The organism is Arcticibacter sp., from assembly GCF_045629565.1.
In the GTDB taxonomy this organism is placed as follows: domain Bacteria; phylum Bacteroidota; class Bacteroidia; order Sphingobacteriales; family Sphingobacteriaceae; genus Arcticibacter.
Genome location: NZ_JAZQRL010000004.1, coordinates 1 through 15227 on the forward strand (window position 1 = coordinate 1; position 15227 = coordinate 15227).

General features: G+C 41.6%; 29 protein-coding genes. All 29 read right to left on the bottom strand.

The features are described from left to right. Positions 1–14 precede the first annotated feature (14 nt). Positions 15–539: a 50S ribosomal protein L17 gene (gene rplQ / locus ACKI5J_RS00230; protein ID WP_407425333.1), complete on the bottom strand. Its 525-nt coding sequence runs from the start codon at positions 537–539 to the stop codon at positions 15–17. Between the two features lie 82 nt (positions 540–621). Further along, the gene (locus tag ACKI5J_RS00235) at positions 622–1614 is read right to left on the bottom strand and encodes a DNA-directed RNA polymerase subunit alpha (RefSeq protein WP_407425335.1); all 993 of its coding nucleotides are present in this window, start codon (positions 1612–1614) and stop codon (positions 622–624) included. A 70-nt stretch (positions 1615–1684) separates the two neighbouring features. After that, the gene (rpsD, locus tag ACKI5J_RS00240) at positions 1685–2293 is read right to left on the bottom strand and encodes a 30S ribosomal protein S4 (RefSeq protein WP_106294675.1); all 609 of its coding nucleotides are present in this window, start codon (positions 2291–2293) and stop codon (positions 1685–1687) included. Positions 2294–2356: 63 nt separating this feature from the next. Then, positions 2357–2746, bottom strand: a complete 390-nt coding sequence (rpsK, locus tag ACKI5J_RS00245; RefSeq protein ID WP_407425337.1) for a 30S ribosomal protein S11 — start codon at positions 2744–2746, stop codon at positions 2357–2359. An 8-nt stretch (positions 2747–2754) separates the two neighbouring features. Beyond that, entirely contained in the window at positions 2755–3132 is a 378-nt protein-coding gene (gene rpsM, locus ACKI5J_RS00250) for a 30S ribosomal protein S13 (RefSeq protein WP_106294678.1), read from the bottom strand. Between the two features lie 91 nt (positions 3133–3223). Next, on the bottom strand, positions 3224–3340 hold the full coding sequence (gene rpmJ, locus ACKI5J_RS00255; protein WP_008506259.1) for a 50S ribosomal protein L36: 117 nt from the start codon (positions 3338–3340) through the stop codon (positions 3224–3226). 1 nt (position 3341) lies between these two features. Beyond that, positions 3342–3560 (bottom strand): translation initiation factor IF-1, encoded by a 219-nt coding sequence (gene infA, locus ACKI5J_RS00260; RefSeq protein WP_016196832.1) that lies wholly within the window; start codon positions 3558–3560, stop codon positions 3342–3344. Between the two features lie 98 nt (positions 3561–3658). Next, a complete protein-coding gene (gene map / locus ACKI5J_RS00265) occupies positions 3659–4438 on the bottom strand; it encodes a type I methionyl aminopeptidase (RefSeq protein ID WP_407425341.1) in 780 nt (259 codons plus the stop codon). A gap of 9 nt (positions 4439–4447) precedes the next feature. Next, a complete protein-coding gene (gene secY / locus ACKI5J_RS00270) occupies positions 4448–5788 on the bottom strand; it encodes a preprotein translocase subunit SecY (protein WP_407425343.1) in 1341 nt (446 codons plus the stop codon). A 7-nt stretch (positions 5789–5795) separates the two neighbouring features. Continuing rightward, a complete protein-coding gene (gene rplO, locus ACKI5J_RS00275) occupies positions 5796–6242 on the bottom strand; it encodes a 50S ribosomal protein L15 (RefSeq protein WP_106294682.1) in 447 nt (148 codons plus the stop codon). A 2-nt stretch (positions 6243–6244) separates the two neighbouring features. Further along, positions 6245–6424 (bottom strand): 50S ribosomal protein L30, encoded by a 180-nt coding sequence (gene rpmD / locus ACKI5J_RS00280; RefSeq protein ID WP_407425345.1) that lies wholly within the window; start codon positions 6422–6424, stop codon positions 6245–6247. Positions 6425–6428: 4 nt separating this feature from the next. Then, the gene (gene rpsE / locus ACKI5J_RS00285) at positions 6429–6947 is read right to left on the bottom strand and encodes a 30S ribosomal protein S5 (RefSeq protein WP_106294686.1); all 519 of its coding nucleotides are present in this window, start codon (positions 6945–6947) and stop codon (positions 6429–6431) included. Between the two features lie 11 nt (positions 6948–6958). Next, positions 6959–7312 (bottom strand): 50S ribosomal protein L18, encoded by a 354-nt coding sequence (rplR, locus tag ACKI5J_RS00290; RefSeq protein ID WP_407425348.1) that lies wholly within the window; start codon positions 7310–7312, stop codon positions 6959–6961. A 5-nt stretch (positions 7313–7317) separates the two neighbouring features. Beyond that, entirely contained in the window at positions 7318–7875 is a 558-nt protein-coding gene (gene rplF, locus ACKI5J_RS00295) for a 50S ribosomal protein L6 (RefSeq protein WP_407425350.1), read from the bottom strand. 16 nt (positions 7876–7891) lie between these two features. Beyond that, positions 7892–8290: a 30S ribosomal protein S8 gene (gene rpsH, locus ACKI5J_RS00300; RefSeq protein WP_407425352.1), complete on the bottom strand. Its 399-nt coding sequence runs from the start codon at positions 8288–8290 to the stop codon at positions 7892–7894. Positions 8291–8389: 99 nt separating this feature from the next. Continuing rightward, positions 8390–8659, bottom strand: coding sequence for a 30S ribosomal protein S14 (rpsN, locus tag ACKI5J_RS00305; protein ID WP_106294694.1), 270 nt, complete (start codon positions 8657–8659; stop codon positions 8390–8392). Continuing rightward, on the bottom strand, positions 8652–9221 hold the full coding sequence (rplE, locus tag ACKI5J_RS00310) for a 50S ribosomal protein L5 (protein WP_106294696.1): 570 nt from the start codon (positions 9219–9221) through the stop codon (positions 8652–8654). Before rplE ends, rpsN begins: the two co-directional genes overlap by 8 nt. Further along, on the bottom strand, positions 9218–9541 hold the full coding sequence (gene rplX / locus ACKI5J_RS00315) for a 50S ribosomal protein L24 (protein WP_407425412.1): 324 nt from the start codon (positions 9539–9541) through the stop codon (positions 9218–9220). The genes rplE and rplX overlap by 4 nt, the downstream gene beginning before the upstream one ends. A gap of 22 nt (positions 9542–9563) precedes the next feature. Continuing rightward, complete coding sequence (rplN, locus tag ACKI5J_RS00320; protein ID WP_407425355.1) at positions 9564–9932, bottom strand: 50S ribosomal protein L14; 369 nt, start codon at positions 9930–9932, stop codon at positions 9564–9566. Beyond that, on the bottom strand, positions 9932–10186 hold the full coding sequence (gene rpsQ / locus ACKI5J_RS00325) for a 30S ribosomal protein S17 (protein ID WP_106294702.1): 255 nt from the start codon (positions 10184–10186) through the stop codon (positions 9932–9934). Before rpsQ ends, rplN begins: the two co-directional genes overlap by 1 nt. A gap of 13 nt (positions 10187–10199) precedes the next feature. Further along, on the bottom strand, positions 10200–10427 hold the full coding sequence (gene rpmC / locus ACKI5J_RS00330) for a 50S ribosomal protein L29 (RefSeq protein ID WP_106294704.1): 228 nt from the start codon (positions 10425–10427) through the stop codon (positions 10200–10202). An 86-nt stretch (positions 10428–10513) separates the two neighbouring features. Next, a complete protein-coding gene (rplP, locus tag ACKI5J_RS00335) occupies positions 10514–10936 on the bottom strand; it encodes a 50S ribosomal protein L16 (protein ID WP_407425357.1) in 423 nt (140 codons plus the stop codon). 40 nt (positions 10937–10976) lie between these two features. Beyond that, positions 10977–11900 carry a 30S ribosomal protein S3 gene (rpsC, locus tag ACKI5J_RS00340; RefSeq protein ID WP_407425359.1) on the bottom strand — a complete coding sequence of 308 codons (924 nt, stop codon included), beginning with the start codon at positions 11898–11900 and terminating at the stop codon, positions 10977–10979. A 6-nt stretch (positions 11901–11906) separates the two neighbouring features. After that, positions 11907–12269 carry a 50S ribosomal protein L22 gene (rplV, locus tag ACKI5J_RS00345; protein ID WP_106294710.1) on the bottom strand — a complete coding sequence of 121 codons (363 nt, stop codon included), beginning with the start codon at positions 12267–12269 and terminating at the stop codon, positions 11907–11909. Between the two features lie 3 nt (positions 12270–12272). Then, positions 12273–12539, bottom strand: a complete 267-nt coding sequence (gene rpsS / locus ACKI5J_RS00350; RefSeq protein ID WP_106294712.1) for a 30S ribosomal protein S19 — start codon at positions 12537–12539, stop codon at positions 12273–12275. Then, positions 12539–13363 carry a 50S ribosomal protein L2 gene (gene rplB, locus ACKI5J_RS00355; protein ID WP_407425362.1) on the bottom strand — a complete coding sequence of 275 codons (825 nt, stop codon included), beginning with the start codon at positions 13361–13363 and terminating at the stop codon, positions 12539–12541. Before rplB ends, rpsS begins: the two co-directional genes overlap by 1 nt. A gap of 7 nt (positions 13364–13370) precedes the next feature. Then, the gene (gene rplW, locus ACKI5J_RS00360; protein ID WP_106294716.1) at positions 13371–13661 is read right to left on the bottom strand and encodes a 50S ribosomal protein L23; all 291 of its coding nucleotides are present in this window, start codon (positions 13659–13661) and stop codon (positions 13371–13373) included. 1 nt (position 13662) lies between these two features. Next, on the bottom strand, positions 13663–14292 hold the full coding sequence (gene rplD, locus ACKI5J_RS00365) for a 50S ribosomal protein L4 (RefSeq protein WP_106294718.1): 630 nt from the start codon (positions 14290–14292) through the stop codon (positions 13663–13665). 1 nt (position 14293) lies between these two features. Beyond that, positions 14294–14911, bottom strand: a complete 618-nt coding sequence (gene rplC / locus ACKI5J_RS00370; protein WP_106294720.1) for a 50S ribosomal protein L3 — start codon at positions 14909–14911, stop codon at positions 14294–14296. Positions 14912–15227 lie beyond the last annotated feature (316 nt).

Here is a 15227-nt window from a genome sequence, read left to right on the forward strand (position 1 = left end):
AGCCTCTCTTTGTATTATTTAGCAGGCTCTTCAGCCGAATCAGCTGCTGGAGCTTCTGCTTCCGGAGTTTCTTCAGTCGCCACCGCTGTTTCAGCAGCAGGTTCTGCTTTCTTAGCTTTAGAACCACGTCTACGAGTAGACTTCTTCTCAGCTGCAGCAGGAGCCTCAGATTTGTATGTTTCATTGTAATCTACCAGCTCGATCAAAGCCATCTCAGCGTTGTCACCTAGACGATTTTGCAACTTGATGATACGTGTATAACCTCCCGGACGGTTTGCAACCTTAGCAGCCACATCGCGGAAAAGCTCAGTAACTACTTCTTTATTCTGAAGGTAGCTAAACACAGTTCTACGAGAGTGAGTAGTATCGTTTTTAGATTTGGTAATTAACGGCTCAACGTAGGTACGTAAAGCTTTAGCTTTAGCTAAAGTAGTAACGATACGCTTGTGCTCGATAAGCGAAGAAGCCATGTTAGACATCATCGCTTTACGATGACTGTTGGTACGGCCTAAGTGATTGATTTTTTTTCCGTGTCTCATTGTTTGTTAAATTTCCGTGCTTATACCGTTCCTGTTACAGGAGGAATTATAAGCACGTCGCTTATGTATAATAAAGAGAAGATTACTCTTCGTCTAATTTGTATTTAGATAGGTTCATACCAAAAGAAAGGCCTTTTGACTTTACCAGGTCTTGAATCTCTGTCAATGACTTTTTACCAAAGTTTCTAAACTTAAGCATATCAGCCACATCATAAGATACAAGGTCAGCCAGTGTGCGAATATCAGCTGCTTTCAAACAGTTTAATGCACGAACCGAAAGATCAAGATCCACTAATTCAGTCTTAAGGATCTTACGCATATGAAGAATTTCTTCATCTACTTCCTTAGTTTCCTCTTTAGCCTGGGCCTCTAACATGATATTCTCATCAGAGAACAACAAGAAGTGGTGAATCAAAATCTTAGCAGCTTCCTTAAGGGCATCCTCTGGATGAACGGAACCATCAGTTGTAATATCAAGAACTAACTTCTCATAATCCGTCTTTTGCTCAACCCGGTAGTTCTCGATAGTATATTTAACATTCTTGATTGGAGTGTAAATAGAATCGATAGCGATAACGCCTAAATTGGCATCCGGATTCTTGTTTTCTTCAGCAGCAACGTAACCACGACCCTTATTAACTGTAAGCTCTACTTCAAGCGTTACAGACGATTCCATATTACATAATACAAGTTCAGGATTTAAAACAGTAAAATTAGTAGAGAACCTGGTAATATCACCTGCTTTAAACTGCTCCTGACCATTAATGATTACGTAGATCTTCTCGCTATCACCGGCATCGCCTGTTTTCTGAAAACGCACCTGCTTTAAGTTCAGGATAATCTCAGTCACATCTTCTACAACACCTTTGATAGTTGAAAACTCATGAGAAACACCTGAAACACGTACAGACGTAATTGCATATCCCTCTAGAGAAGACAATAGAATACGACGTAAAGCATTACCGATGGTAACACCGAAACCCGGTTCTAACGGACGAAATTCAAACGTACCGTCGAAATCCGTTGATTTCTGCATGATAACTTTATCTGGTTTCTGGAATGCTAAAATTGCCATTTATATTCAGTTAAATGTTTTGAACTGTATGTATAAAGCAGTCCCGATAAAATCAGGACTGCTGTAATTATTACTTAGAGTATAACTCGACGATCAGATTTTCCTTGATGTTCTCAGGAATCTCATCACGATTTGGGTAGTTTAGGAACTTTCCAGTGAAAGAATTTGCATCCCAATCCAACCAAGGATATCTATTTAGTTTACGTCCGGCAACAGAGTTGGTAACTGCTTCAAGAGACTGTGAACGCTCACGAACAGCAACAACATCACCAGCACGTAAAGAGTATGAAGGAATATTCACCACTTCACCGTTTACAGTGATATGCTTGTGACCTACCAGCTGACGGGCAGCTGAACGTGTAGGAGCAATACCTAAACGGTAAACTGTATTGTCTAAACGGGCTTCAAGCAATTTCAACAGTAACTCACCAGTAATTCCTTCTCTGGCTGACGCCTTGTGGAACAGGTTTTCGAACTGACGCTCTAATACTCCGTATGTATATTTTACTTTTTGTTTTTCCATCAGCTGGACAGCATATTCAGACTGCTTTCCACGACGCTTTGAAGCACCGTGCATTCCAGGAGGATAATTTTTTCTTTCTAATGCTTTATCAGGACCGAAGATCGGCTCTCTGAATCTACGCGCAATTTTGGATTTTGGACCAGTATATCTTGCCATTTTGTTCTGTTTAAAGTATCATGCGACCTGTAGCCGCAGAATCTTATCTTTAAAATCGATTAATTAAACTCTTCTTCTTTTTGGAGGACGACATCCGTTGTGTGGAAGAGGAGTGATATCTCTAATAGTAGTCACTTCAATACCTGTGTTCTGAAGAGTACGGATAGCCGACTCACGGCCAGATCCCGGACCTTTTACAAATACTTCTACTTTACGCAGACCTAAATCAAAAGCCACTTTTCCACAATCAGCAGCAGCTTGACCTGCAGCATAAGGAGTGTTCTTCTTAGAACCTTTGAAACCCATCTTACCAGCAGATGACCATGAAATAGCCTGACCCTGTAAGTTAGTTAAGGTAATGATGATGTTATTAAAAGTAGCGTTAATGTGTGCCTCACCAACTGGTTCGATAACGACAATACGCTTCTTGGTTACTTTTTTATTCTTAGCCATTATTGGTATTATTTAGTAGCCTTTTTCTTGTTAGCAACTGTTTTACGTTTTCCTTTACGGGTACGAGTATTGTTCTTGGTTCTTTGTCCACGAACAGGAAGTCCCTTACGGTGACGCAAGCCTCTGTAACATCCGATATCCATTAAACGCTTAATGTTTAACTGAACCTCAGAACGTAAAGCTCCTTCAACCTTAACCTCGTCGTTGATGATCGTACGGATCGCTGTTAATTGCTCATCGGTCCATTCTTCAACTTTTACATCACGGCTAATACCTGCCTGGTCTAAAATGCTCTGCGCAGTAGACCTTCCGATACCGAAAATGTAAGTAAGTCCGATTTCTCCTCTTTTGTTTCTTGGTAAATCAATACCTGCTATTCTTGCCATATTTCTTTGAATGATTGATTGATTGAATGAACAACTGATCCGATGCTAACAGCTAACTGGTCACCTATCCGCAGACACTCAACAAATTATTTTATCCCTGGCGTTGTTTATACTTAGGGTTCTTCTTGTTAATTACATAAAGTTTTCCCTTACGGCGAATTATTTTGCAGTCCGCACTGCGCTTCTTTATGGATGCTCTAACTTTCATCTTATTTATATCTGTAAGTAATTCTACCCTTTGACAAATCATATGGAGACATCTCAAGCTTTACCTTATCACCAGGCAAAATCTTGATGTAGTGCATCCGCATCTTTCCTGAAATGTGGGCAATGATCTCATGACCATTCTCCAATTCCACACGAAACATTGCGTTTGACAATGCTTCCTTTATGATCCCGTCTTGTTCAATAGAGGCCTGTTTAGCCATATTTTATTGATTTCTATTTAATTAACTCCAAACATTTGGGGTTGCAAAATTATATAAAATATTTAGTTTATTTTAGTTATTATAATAATTTTTATATACTAACTTTTTAAAACCTCATCAACATAATCAAATGTTGATAAAATATCCGCTTCTCCTTTGCGTATCGCCACTGTATGCTCGAAATGAGCAGACGGCTTGCTATCAACTGTACTTACAGTCCACCCATCTTTCCAAAACTTAACGCCGGCCTTTCCGAGATTGATCATCGGCTCAATGGCAATGACCATCCCTTCCTCCAGCTTCATGCCTGTTCCACGTTTGCCATAGTTAGGTACCTCCGGCTTCTCATGAAGTTTAAAACCAACTCCATGGCCAACAAGTTCCTTCACTACACCATAACCATGCTTCTCCGTATACTCCTGAATGGCGTAACCGATATCACCTATTCGGGAACCGACAACAGCTTTCTCAATTCCCTTGTATAAAGATTCTCTTGTTACTTCCAAAAGCTGGCGAACCGAAGGATCGATTTCTCCAACAGCAAAAGTAAATGCGGAGTCCCCAACGAAGTTGTTCAAAACAACTCCACAATCAATAGAAATGATATCCCCTTCTTTAAGTTCATCATCTCCGGGGAAACCATGCACGACCCTTTCATTAGTAGAAATACAAAGAGAATACGGAAATCCGTTATAATTAAGAAAAGCTGGAACGCCTTTGTGATCTCTGATGAATGTTTCAGCTACCCGATCCAACTCTATAGTCTTAACGCCCGGCTTAACCAGGCGTCCGACCTCGGCGAGAGTTTTTGATACGAGGAGCGCGCTCTCTCGTATCAATTCAATCTCTTCGTCCGTTTTAAATTTTACTTTAGACATTAGTTCCGATTAAATCACAGACCCTGATGCGCCGGTATCGGCAGCTACTGGTGTGCGACCCTTTAATCTGCCCGTCTTCATCAGTCCGTCGTAATGACGCATCAATAGATGACTCTCGATCTGCTGTAACGTGTCCAAAACAACACCCACCAGAATAAGCAGTGACGTACCGCCATAGAAGTGGGCAAAGTTACTGTTCACGCCAAGTACGATCGCAACAGAAGGAAGAACTGCGATAGCTGCAAGGAAGATAGATCCCGGTAATGTAATCTTGGAGATCACAGAATCGATATAATTTCCAGTAGCTAAACCTGGCTTAATTCCAGGAATGAAACCGCCGTTTTTCTTCATATCATCCGACATCTGAACAGGGTTAACCGTGATGGCGGTATAAAAGAACGTAAATGCAATAATCAGCAATGCAAAGGTCAGATTGTAGGCAACAGAAGTATAGTTGCTCAACGATGCCAGTACCGGGCCTTGCGCTGCAGGGAAGAATTGCCCTAACGTAGTCGGAATAAACATCAGTGCCTGAGCAAAGATGATCGGCATAACTCCGGCAGCATTAACCTTCAACGGTATATACTGACGAACACCACCGTATTGCTTATTACCTACAATTTTCTTCGCATACTGAACAGGAATTCGCCGCACACCCTGGACAACCAGAATCGTAAACACCACAACAAAAAATAGTGCTGCAATCTCCACGATAAAAGGAATGATCCCTCCAAGTCCGTTAATGCGCGAGTCAAACTCAGTAATAAATGCCGCAGGTAACTGCGCAATAATACCAACCATGATAATTAACGAAATACCATTACCAATACCCTTGTCTGTAATCTTCTCACCCAGCCACATGACGAACAAAGTACCGGCAGTAAGGATAACCATAGAGGATATCGTGAACAACGGTTCCGCCAGTAACCTGGCATCAGGAGTAATCTGCGTACGCACATACCCGATGGCCTGCAACAACGTAATCCCCACTGTCAGGTAACGGGTAAGCTGAGTAAGTTTCTTCCTGCCACTCTCCCCTTCCTTTTGCATCTTCTGAAAGTACGGTACCGCAATACCTAAAAGCTGTACAACGATAGATGCAGATATGTAAGGCATAACACCAAGGGCAAATATCGATGCTCTGGCAAATGAACCTCCGGCAAACATATTTAAAAGCCCAAGGATACCTTCCCTGGCTTGTTGATTATCCAATGCTGTAGCGCTAACGCCCGGAAGCACAATAAATGATCCTACACGGTAAATTAAAAGAAATAAGAGTGTGTTTAAAATACGCACTCTTAAGTCTTCAATTTTCCAAATATTGGAAAGGGTAGTGAATAACTTCTTCATTAATTATTTATAATTTAACAATTGCACCACCAGCTGCTTCAATTGCTTTCTGAGCCGTAGCGGTAAAAGCATGAGCAGTAATATCCAGTTTCGCCTTCAGTTCACCCCTTCCGAGGATCTTTACAAGGTCGTTTTTAGAAACCAGTCCGTGCTCCTTCAATGCAGCGAAGTCGATAGCTGTTAAGCTGAACTTCTCAGCAAGGCTTTGAAGTACATCCAGGTTAATACCTACGTACTCTACGCGGTTGATGTTTTTGAAACCAACCTTAGGTATACGACGTTGCAAAGGCATCTGACCACCTTCGAAACCTACCTTAGATGAATATCCTGAACGGGATCCGGCACCTTTATGACCGCGGGTGGAGGTTCCACCACGACCAGAACCCGTACCACGTCCTATTCGTTTTTTATTTTTAGTTGAACCTTCTGCAGGTTTTAAATTACTTAAGTTCATGATTAAATACTTTCTACTGCTACTAGATGATTAATTTTCCTTACCATCCCGATGATAGCCGGGGTAGCTTCCACTTCTACAGCTTGGTTAATCTTTTTCAAACCTAGAGCCTGCATTGTTCTCTTCTGGCGCTCGCTTCTGTCGATAACGCTTTTAATCTGAGTGATCTTGATCTTCGCCATGTTCTTATCCGTTAAAAACTTTATTAAGATCCACACCACGTTGCTGAGCTACAGTATAAGCATCTCTCATTTGAGATAAAGCCGATACAGTTGCCTTAACCACGTTATGCGGGTTAGATGATCCTCTTGATTTCGCTAATACGTTATGCACACCAGCACTTTCCAGAACCGCACGCATCGCACCACCAGCAATAACACCGGTACCATTAGCAGCTGGCTTTATTAAAACGAACCCACCTGAAAACTTACCATATTGCTCATGAGGAACTGTTCCATTGATAATAGGAACTTTTACCAAATTTTTCTTCGCATCGTCAATACCTTTGGCGATAGCCTCAGTTACTTCCTTTGCTTTTCCTAAACCATATCCTACTACACCATTCTCGTCACCTACAACAACGATGGCTGAGAAACTGAATGTACGACCACCCTTAGTAACCTTAGCAACGCGCTGAATGCTAACTAAACGATCTTTCAGTTCAATTTCGCTTGATTTAACTCTCTTTATATTGATTGTTGACATTTATTCTCAGATTAAAAGTTTAAACCAGCTTCACGTGCTCCGTCTGCAAGAGACTTTACACGACCGTGGTATAAATAACCATTTCTATCAAATACTACCAGACTGATGCCGGCAGCAATAGCTTTTTCTGCTACAAGCTTTCCAACAGCCTTAGACTGCTCTATTTTGTTTCCATTTGCAGAAAAATCCTTTGATAAAGATGATGCTGAAACTAGAGTTTTTCCTGTAGTATCATCTATAACCTGAGCATAAATACCCTTATTACTTCTGTATACAGACAAACGAGGACGATCAGTAGAACCAGACAGTCTCTTTCTTATACCTTTTTTTATACGCTCTCTGCGAGATAATTTAATTCCTGACATGATTACTATTTTTTAGCTGCTGATTTACCTGCTTTTCTTCTCAATACTTCACCTACGAACTTAATACCTTTTCCTTTATAAGGCTCAGGAGTACGCAATGAACGAATCTTGGCAGCAACTTGTCCTAACAACTGTTTGTCTACGCTTTCTAAAATGATTGTTGGGTTCTTACCTTTATCAGCAGTAGTAGCTACTGTGATTTCTTTAGGCAATTCAAACACATAATGGTGAGAGAAACCTAATACAAGGTCTAATGTATTACCTGTGTTTGTTGCACGGTAACCAACACCAACCAACTCCTGCTGAACTTTATAACCTTCAGTTACACCTATAACCATGTTGTTAATAAGTGAGCGGTATAATCCGTGAAGTGCTTTGTGGCGCTTCTGCTCGGTAGGGCGTTCAACAGTTAAAATTCCGTTATCCTGAGAAACGGTGATATCACCGTCTAATCTTTGCTTTAATTCTCCTTTAGGGCCTTTTACCGTCACTACATTCTCTGCAGAAACCGAGATAGTAACACCTGAAGGGATTGTTATCGGGGCTTTTCCTATTCTTGACATCGTTTAATCCTTTTGATTAATGAACGTAACATAATACTTCACCACCGATGTTAAGGTTGCGGGCCTCCTTGTCAGTCATCACTCCTTTAGAAGTTGAAACAACTGCAATTCCCAAACCATTTAATACACGTGGCATGCTGTCTACACCTGAATATTTTCTCAAACCAGGCTTACTCACACGTGTTAGAGTGCGAATAGCAGGAACTTTAGTTACAGGATGGTACTTCAAAGCGATTTTAATGATGCCTTGTACGGTATTGTCCTCAAACTTGTAGTTCGCGATGTAACCTTTATCAAAAAGAACTTTAGTTATTTCTTTTTTAAGGTTTGATGCAGGAATTTCCACAACCCGGTGGTTGGCCTTAATGGCATTCCTTACTCTTGTAAGATAATCTGCTATTGGATCTGTATTCATTACTTGTTTGTTATGATAGTGGTTTCCATTGTTTATATGCGGACCTGCTATCGGTTAAATCTTTATGTGGAGGTTGGGAGCCATGCCCCCAACTCTATATTACCAGCTTGCCTTCTTTACTCCCGGAATCTTTCCAGCTAACGCCATTTCACGGAATGTAACACGTGAAATACCAAACTGTCTCATGTATCCACGAGGGCGGCCAGTCAGTTTACAACGGTTGTGTAAACGCACCGGCGAAGAGTTCTTTGGCAACTTATCTAAAGCAACCAAATCTCCTTCAGCTTTCAAAGCAGCTCTTTTGTCAGCATACTTGGCAACCAACTTTGCACGTTTAACTTCCCGTGCTTTTATACCTTCTTTAGCCATTATTTACTGGTGATTGATTTTTGAACGGTAAACCGAATTGTTTTAATAACTCTAACGCCTCAACATCATTTTTTGCGGAAGTTACAAAAGTAATATCCATACCCATAATTTTATTGATTTTATCAATGTTAATCTCTGGGAAAATGATCTGCTCAGTAACACCTAAAGTATAGTTACCATGCCCGTCGAAACCTTTATCGTTGATACCTTTGAAATCACGGATACGAGGTAGAGCAACAGCGATCAATCTGTCAAGAAACTCATACATCTGGTTATCACGTAACGTTACACGAACACCAACCGGCATTCCCTTACGTAATTTGAAGTTAGAGATATCTTTCTTTGATTTAGCTGCTACAGCCTGCTGACCAGTAATGGTAGTAAGCTCTGCAATAGCGTTATCAATTAGCTTTTTGTCAGTAGTTGCAGCACCAACACCCTGGTTGATTGCAATCTTCTGAAGCTTAGGAACCTGCATCACAGTCTTGTACTGAAATTTCTCTTTCAGTGCTGTGCGGATTTCCTCCTTATATTTGGATTTTAATCTTGGTACGTAACTCATTGCTTAACTTCCTCCCCTGATTTTTTAGCGATTCTAACAAATTTTCCTTCTGCGTTCTTTTGTTTTCCAACGCGGGTCGGTTTGCCAGTTTTAGCATCCACTAACATCACGTTTGAAACATGGATAGCGGCTTCTTTTTTAATAATGCCACCGTTAGGGTTAGCAGCATTTGGTTTAGTATGACGTGATACCATATTCGCGCCTTCTACAACAACCCTGTTAGCTTTCAATAAAACCTCAACGATTTTACCTTGCTTACCCTTTGAGTCGCCTGCTATTACCTGTACTAAATCTCCTTTACGGATCTTAAGCTTAGGCAAGATATTCTTTTTCTTTTCCATGTTACAATACCTCCGGTGCTAATGATACGATTTTCATGAATTGCTTCTCACGCAGCTCTCTCGCAACCGGACCAAAGATACGGGTACCTCTCGGCTCGTCCTGATTATTTAATAAAACTGCTGCGTTATCGTCGAAACGGATATATGAGCCATCTTTGCGTCTCACTTCTTTCTTTGTTCTTACAACAACTGCTTTAGTAACAGTTCCTTTCTTAACGTTTCCAGAAGGGATAGCACTTTTTACGGTAACAACGATCTTGTCACCAAGAGAAGCATACCGTTTACCGGTACCTCCCAGAACACGGATAACTAAAACTTCTTTAGCTCCGCTGTTGTCTGCGACATTTAGTCTTGATTCCTGTTGTACCATTACTTCGCTCTTTCTAAAATTTCAACTAATCTCCAGTTCTTAGTTTTACTCAGAGGACGAGTCTCCATTATCAACACAGTATCTCCGATACCACAAGTGTTGCTTTCGTCATGAGCCATAAATTTGGTAGTCTTGTGAACAAACTTACCGTAGATAGGATGCTTTACTTTCCTTTCTACAGCAACAACGATAGATTTATCCATCTTGTTGCTCACTACCAACCCCGTACGGGTCTTTCTTAATTTTCTTTCCATTTCGACTCTAAAATTATTCAGTTTCAGAAGCGGACTCTTTCTCAGCAGCAGCAGCCGCTTTACGTTTAGTCAATTCTGTGTTCAAACGTGCGATCTCTTTTCTCACCTTACTTATACGAGATGGATTCTCTATGGCAGAAACTGTATGCGCAAATTTTAATTTAGTAAGATTGCTTTTCTCCTCGCCAATGCGGGAAACAATCTCTTCAGTTGATAGCTCTAATATTTCTGAGGTTTTCATCTTTTCTTTTTCTTAGTTGTTGGTTGTAAGTTGTTTAGTGATAGTTATAAAGCAATACAACAAACAACTCACAACCTACAACTTTTTTATGCTTCTACGTAATCTCTACGTACTACAAATCTTGTCTGTACCGGTAATTTTTGAGCCGCTAAACGTAGGGCTTCTTTGGCAACTTCCAAAGGTACGCCTTCTGCTTCAAAAATCATTCTTCCCGGGCGAACAACGGCAACCCAGTATTCTGGAGCTCCCTTACCTTTACCCATACGTACTTCCGCAGGTTTCTTGGTAACGGGTTTGTCAGGGAATATACGAATCCACACCTGGCCTTCACGTTTCATGAAACGTGTTACCGCAATACGTGCAGCTTCAATCTGACGGCTGGTGATCCATGCCGGTTCCAGCGATTTAATTCCGAAAGATCCGAATGAAAGTTCTGCTCCGCGAGAAGCTAAACCTTTCATCTTACCTTTTTGCATCTTTCTGAACTTCGTTCTTTTTGGCTGTAACATCTTTTTCTGTATTTATATCTTTACGATGTCTGAACTTCAATTATTTCTTTGCGCGAAATCCTGCACCACCGCCACCGCGGTTAGCACCTGGACCTCCAGGGCGGTTGCCTCCCTGACCTCCGGGACGGTTCTGGCCTCCAGCGTTTCCACCACGGTTGTTTCCACCCCCACGATTTCCACCTCTGTTATCTCCAGCTCCACCACGTCTGTCGTTAGCACCACGTCTGTCGTTTCCGCCTCTTCTATCTCCTCTTTCGCCAGCACCATATGAAGAGTTACCTTCTCCGCCTCTGCCTCTTACACCAGTTGTTTGACCAATGTTCGGAGAAAGATCACGCTTTCCGTAAACTTCACCTTTACAGATCCATACTTTAACACCGATCTTACCATAAGTAGTAAGGGCTTCTGCTAAAGCATAGTCAATGTCAGCACGAAATGTGTGCAAAGGAATTCTACCGTCTTTATACTGCTCGGTACGTGCCATTTCAGCACCACCTAAACGACCTGAACACATAATCTTGATACCTTCAGCTCCTATACGCATAGTTGATGCGATAGAAGTTTTCATTGCACGACGGAATGAAATACGGGCCTCAAGTTGTTTTGCGATACCTTCTGCAACTAATTGTGCGTCAAGCTCCGGGCGTTTGATTTCGAAAATGTTGATCTGAACTTCCTTTTTAGTCAGTTTCTTCAACTCTTCCTTGATCTTATCAACTTCCTGTCCACCTTTACCGATAACGATACCCGGGCGGGCAGTGTGTACAGTGACAGTGATACGCTTTAATGTACGCTCGATAACCAATTTGGCAACGCCTCCTTTAGCTATACGTACAGAAAGGTATTTTCTGATCTTCTCGTCTTCAACTAATTTCTCAGAATAGTTGTTGCCACCGAACCAATTAGAATCCCAACCTTTGATGATTCCTAATCTGTTACCTATTGGATGTGCTTTTTGTCCCATTTCTGATTAATTAGTTTGTGATTCAAGATTCTTGCTGTCCACTACTAGAGTAACGTGGTTTGAACGCTTACGAATTCTGTGTCCACGACCCTGAGGAGCAGGTCTAAGTCTTTTCAACTGACGACCACCGTCAACAGTAATTGTTTTCACAAACAATTCACTCTCTTCCGGGCGCTGACCCTCGTTTTTCGCTTCCCAATTCTTGATAGCCGACAATAAAAGTTTCTCAACTCTTTGTGCAGCTTCCTTGTTGGTATACTTTAATATATATAGTGCCTTTTCAACACGCTCACCACGGATAAGGTCAACAACCAATCTCATCTTACGAGGCGAGGTAGGGCAATCATTTAATTTTGCTACTGCTTCCATTGCTTATTTCTTCTTTTCAGCGTGACCTCTAAATGTTCTGGTTGGAGCAAATTCTCCCAACTTGTGACCAACCATGTTTTCAGTTACATACACCGGAATAAACTTGTTTCCGTTGTGAACTGCGAATGTATGCCCTACGAAATCCGGAGAAATCATTGACCGGCGTGACCAGGTTTTGATAACGGTTTTCTTGCTTGTCTCGTTCATAGAAAGCACTTTGCTCTCTAAATTATGATCGATATAAGGGCCTTTTTTAATTGAACGTGCCATTATTTCTTCCTCCCTTCAATGATGTAACGATTCGAACTCTTCTTCTTGTTTCTGGTCTTGTAACCCTTAGCTAACATACCGTTTCTAGAACGAGGATGACCTCCTGAAGATCTTCCTTCACCACCACCCATAGGGTGATCGACCGGGTTCATTGCTACACCTCGAACGCGTGGACGACGTCCCAACCAGCGTGTTCTTCCCGCTTTACCTAACACTTCGTTAGCTCTTTCAGCGTTAGAAACCGAACCGATTGTTGCCATACAAGATGACAGGATCATACGAGTCTCACCTGAAGGTAATTTGATAATAGCATACTTTCCGTCACGCGCAGATAACTGTGCATAAGCACCAGCACTACGAGCGATTGTTGCTCCCTGACCTGGGTTAAGTTCAATGTTGTGAATAATTGAACCCAGAGGGATGTTTTGCAATGGTAATGTGTTTCCAACCTCCGGAGCAGACGCTGCACCTGATACTACAGTTTGTCCAACTGTTAATCCTTCAGGAGCAATGATGTAACGCTTCTCTCCATCAGCATAGTGTAGCAGGGCTATACGAGCTGTACGGTTTGGATCGTACTCAATTGTGGCAACTTTTGCGGGGATGTCTTGTTTATCGCGTTTAAAATCAATCAATCGGTACGACTGTTTATGTCCCCCACCGAGATAACGCATAGTCATTTTACCGGTATTATTTCTACCACCTGACTTCTTGATCGATACTACTAACGATTTTTCTGGAACGTTTGTAGTAACATCTGAATAATCGCCGCCAACACGGTGACGAGTTCCAGGGGTAACCGGTTTAAATCTTTTAACTGCCATGTTCTAATTAAATATTGCTGTAAAAGTCAATAGTTTCACCATCTTTTAACGTTACGATCGCTTTCTTGTACTTAGGCGAGCGGCCTGATACGAATCCAGCTTTTGTGTAACGATTCTTTGCTTTACCATCTACCACCATGGTGTTTACAGCACTGATGCTAACACCAAACATCTGCTCAATTGCAGTTTTGATCTGCAACTTGTTAGCTCTGTGGTCTACCTTGAATGCATATCTGTTTAGCTTCTCAGTTAGCGCAGCTGCTTTCTCGGTTAAAATAGGCTTCTTTAAAATTTCCATATTACTTGGCGAATGCCTCCTCCAATAATTTAACAGAACCTGTAGTCAGGATAAGCTTTCCTGCGTTCAACACATCATAGGTGTTTAACTGATCTGCAGTGATCACTTTCGCTTTTTTCAAGTTTCTGCTTGATAAATACACATTGTTATTTGCTGCTGCTAAAACCAATAAGGTTTTTTCAGACGCAACATTCAGATCAGATACCAACTGAGCGTAGTTCTTGGTTTTGATTGAATCAAAAGAGAAATCTTCAAGAACAACGATGCTGTTATCTTGTGCTTTGTATGATAAAGCTGACCTACGAGCTAGTTGCTTTAATTTTTTATTCAGCTTAAAGCTATAGTCACGTGGCTGAGGACCGAATACACGACCACCACCATTGAACAAAGGCGACTTGATGTTACCCGCACGAGCACCACCTGTACCTTTTTGCTTATATAACTTGCGGGTTGAACCAGCAATTTCGTTACGCTGTTTTGATTTATGCGTTCCCTGACGTTGATTAGCAAGATATTGCTTCACGTCAAGATAAATCGCGTGATCATTTGGCTCTACACCAAAAATCGCTTCAGGAAGTTGCACCTTGGCACCTGTTTCTTTACCTGAGATATTTACTACGTTAACTTCCATCTTATTTATCAACGATTACGTAAGAACCTTTAGCTCCCGGAATTGAACCGCTAACTACTAATAAATTTTGTTCAGCGTATACTTTCAAAACCTGAAGATTCTGAACTTTCACACGTGAACCACCTGTACGACCCGCCATACGCATACCTTTAAATACGCGAGAAGGCCATGAAGAAGCACCTAATGAACCCGGAGCTCTCAGTCTGTTATGCTGACCGTGAGTCTGCATACCTACACCGCTAAAGCCGTGTCTTTTAACAACACCCTGGAAACCTTTACCTTTAGATGTACCCACTACATCAACGAAGTCGCCTTCAGCAAAAATCTCCACAGTAACTGTGTCGCCTAAACTTTTCTCATCTTCAAACGTCTTAAACTCCACAAGCTTCCGCTTTGGAGTAGTGTTTGCTTTCGAAAAATGGCCTTTCAGCTGCTGAGTAGTGTTTTTTTCCTTCTTCTCATCGTAAGCCAATTGAACAGCCTCATAGCCGTCAACCTCTTCGGTACGAAGTTGCGTAACAACGCAAGGGCCAGCCTCAATCACCGTGCATGGAATGTTCCTTCCATCGGCATCGAAAATGCTGGTCATTCCTACTTTTTTTCCAATAATACCTGACATTTCTTTTTAATTCGTTTTTTGTGCCCATCGAAGCAGTAGGGCTTCGCTCAAGGCAAGTAAATCCCTCGAAAGGGAGGGCAAAGATAGGAATGTTTAATTAATTATCAAACACTTAGGGATTTATTTTTCGAGATATTTGCCTATATATGAGCAACTCCCGGCAACCAAAGTTGAATCGTGCCCGATTCTGGCCATTCCGCAGCATATTGCAACCTCGAAACATCTAACTATCAACCCGTTCAGCCGTTATTTCATTCGCTTCTCGGAACGACAAAACAACGCCAGAACGGCCCTCTTCCAGACACTATACGGAACA

Coding starts and splice junctions, on each gene's coding strand:
- rplQ (WP_407425333.1), bottom strand. CDS start 539: ATGAGACACGGAAAAAAAATCAATCACTTAGGCCGTACCAACAGTCAT.
- ACKI5J_RS00235 (WP_407425335.1), bottom strand. CDS start 1,614: ATGGCAATTTTAGCATTCCAGAAACCAGATAAAGTTATCATGCAGAAA.
- rpsD (WP_106294675.1), bottom strand. CDS start 2,293: ATGGCAAGATATACTGGTCCAAAATCCAAAATTGCGCGTAGATTCAGA.
- rpsK (WP_407425337.1), bottom strand. CDS start 2,746: ATGGCTAAGAATAAAAAAGTAACCAAGAAGCGTATTGTCGTTATCGAA.
- rpsM (WP_106294678.1), bottom strand. CDS start 3,132: ATGGCAAGAATAGCAGGTATTGATTTACCAAGAAACAAAAGAGGAGAA.
- rpmJ (WP_008506259.1), bottom strand. CDS start 3,340: ATGAAAGTTAGAGCATCCATAAAGAAGCGCAGTGCGGACTGCAAAATA.
- infA (WP_016196832.1), bottom strand. CDS start 3,560: ATGGCTAAACAGGCCTCTATTGAACAAGACGGGATCATAAAGGAAGCA.
- map (WP_407425341.1), bottom strand. CDS start 4,438: ATGTCTAAAGTAAAATTTAAAACGGACGAAGAGATTGAATTGATACGA.
- secY (WP_407425343.1), bottom strand. CDS start 5,788: ATGAAGAAGTTATTCACTACCCTTTCCAATATTTGGAAAATTGAAGAC.
- rplO (WP_106294682.1), bottom strand. CDS start 6,242: ATGAACTTAAGTAATTTAAAACCTGCAGAAGGTTCAACTAAAAATAAA.
- rpmD (WP_407425345.1), bottom strand. CDS start 6,424: ATGGCGAAGATCAAGATCACTCAGATTAAAAGCGTTATCGACAGAAGC.
- rpsE (WP_106294686.1), bottom strand. CDS start 6,947: ATGTCAACAATCAATATAAAGAGAGTTAAATCAAGCGAAATTGAACTG.
- rplR (WP_407425348.1), bottom strand. CDS start 7,312: ATGTCAGGAATTAAATTATCTCGCAGAGAGCGTATAAAAAAAGGTATA.
- rplF (WP_407425350.1), bottom strand. CDS start 7,875: ATGTCAAGAATAGGAAAAGCCCCGATAACAATCCCTTCAGGTGTTACT.
- rpsH (WP_407425352.1), bottom strand. CDS start 8,290: ATGAATACAGATCCAATAGCAGATTATCTTACAAGAGTAAGGAATGCC.
- rpsN (WP_106294694.1), bottom strand. CDS start 8,659: ATGGCTAAAGAAGGTATAAAAGCACGGGAAGTTAAACGTGCAAAGTTG.
- rplE (WP_106294696.1), bottom strand. CDS start 9,221: ATGAGTTACGTACCAAGATTAAAATCCAAATATAAGGAGGAAATCCGC.
- rplN (WP_407425355.1), bottom strand. CDS start 9,932: ATGGTACAACAGGAATCAAGACTAAATGTCGCAGACAACAGCGGAGCT.
- rpsQ (WP_106294702.1), bottom strand. CDS start 10,186: ATGGAAAGAAAATTAAGAAAGACCCGTACGGGGTTGGTAGTGAGCAAC.
- rpmC (WP_106294704.1), bottom strand. CDS start 10,427: ATGAAAACCTCAGAAATATTAGAGCTATCAACTGAAGAGATTGTTTCC.
- rplP (WP_407425357.1), bottom strand. CDS start 10,936: ATGTTACAGCCAAAAAGAACGAAGTTCAGAAAGATGCAAAAAGGTAAG.
- rpsC (WP_407425359.1), bottom strand. CDS start 11,900: ATGGGACAAAAAGCACATCCAATAGGTAACAGATTAGGAATCATCAAA.
- rplV (WP_106294710.1), bottom strand. CDS start 12,269: ATGGAAGCAGTAGCAAAATTAAATGATTGCCCTACCTCGCCTCGTAAG.
- rpsS (WP_106294712.1), bottom strand. CDS start 12,539: ATGGCACGTTCAATTAAAAAAGGCCCTTATATCGATCATAATTTAGAG.
- rplB (WP_407425362.1), bottom strand. CDS start 13,363: ATGGCAGTTAAAAGATTTAAACCGGTTACCCCTGGAACTCGTCACCGT.
- rplW (WP_106294716.1), bottom strand. CDS start 13,661: ATGGAAATTTTAAAGAAGCCTATTTTAACCGAGAAAGCAGCTGCGCTA.
- rplD (WP_106294718.1), bottom strand. CDS start 14,292: ATGGAAGTTAACGTAGTAAATATCTCAGGTAAAGAAACAGGTGCCAAG.
- rplC (WP_106294720.1), bottom strand. CDS start 14,911: ATGTCAGGTATTATTGGAAAAAAAGTAGGAATGACCAGCATTTTCGAT.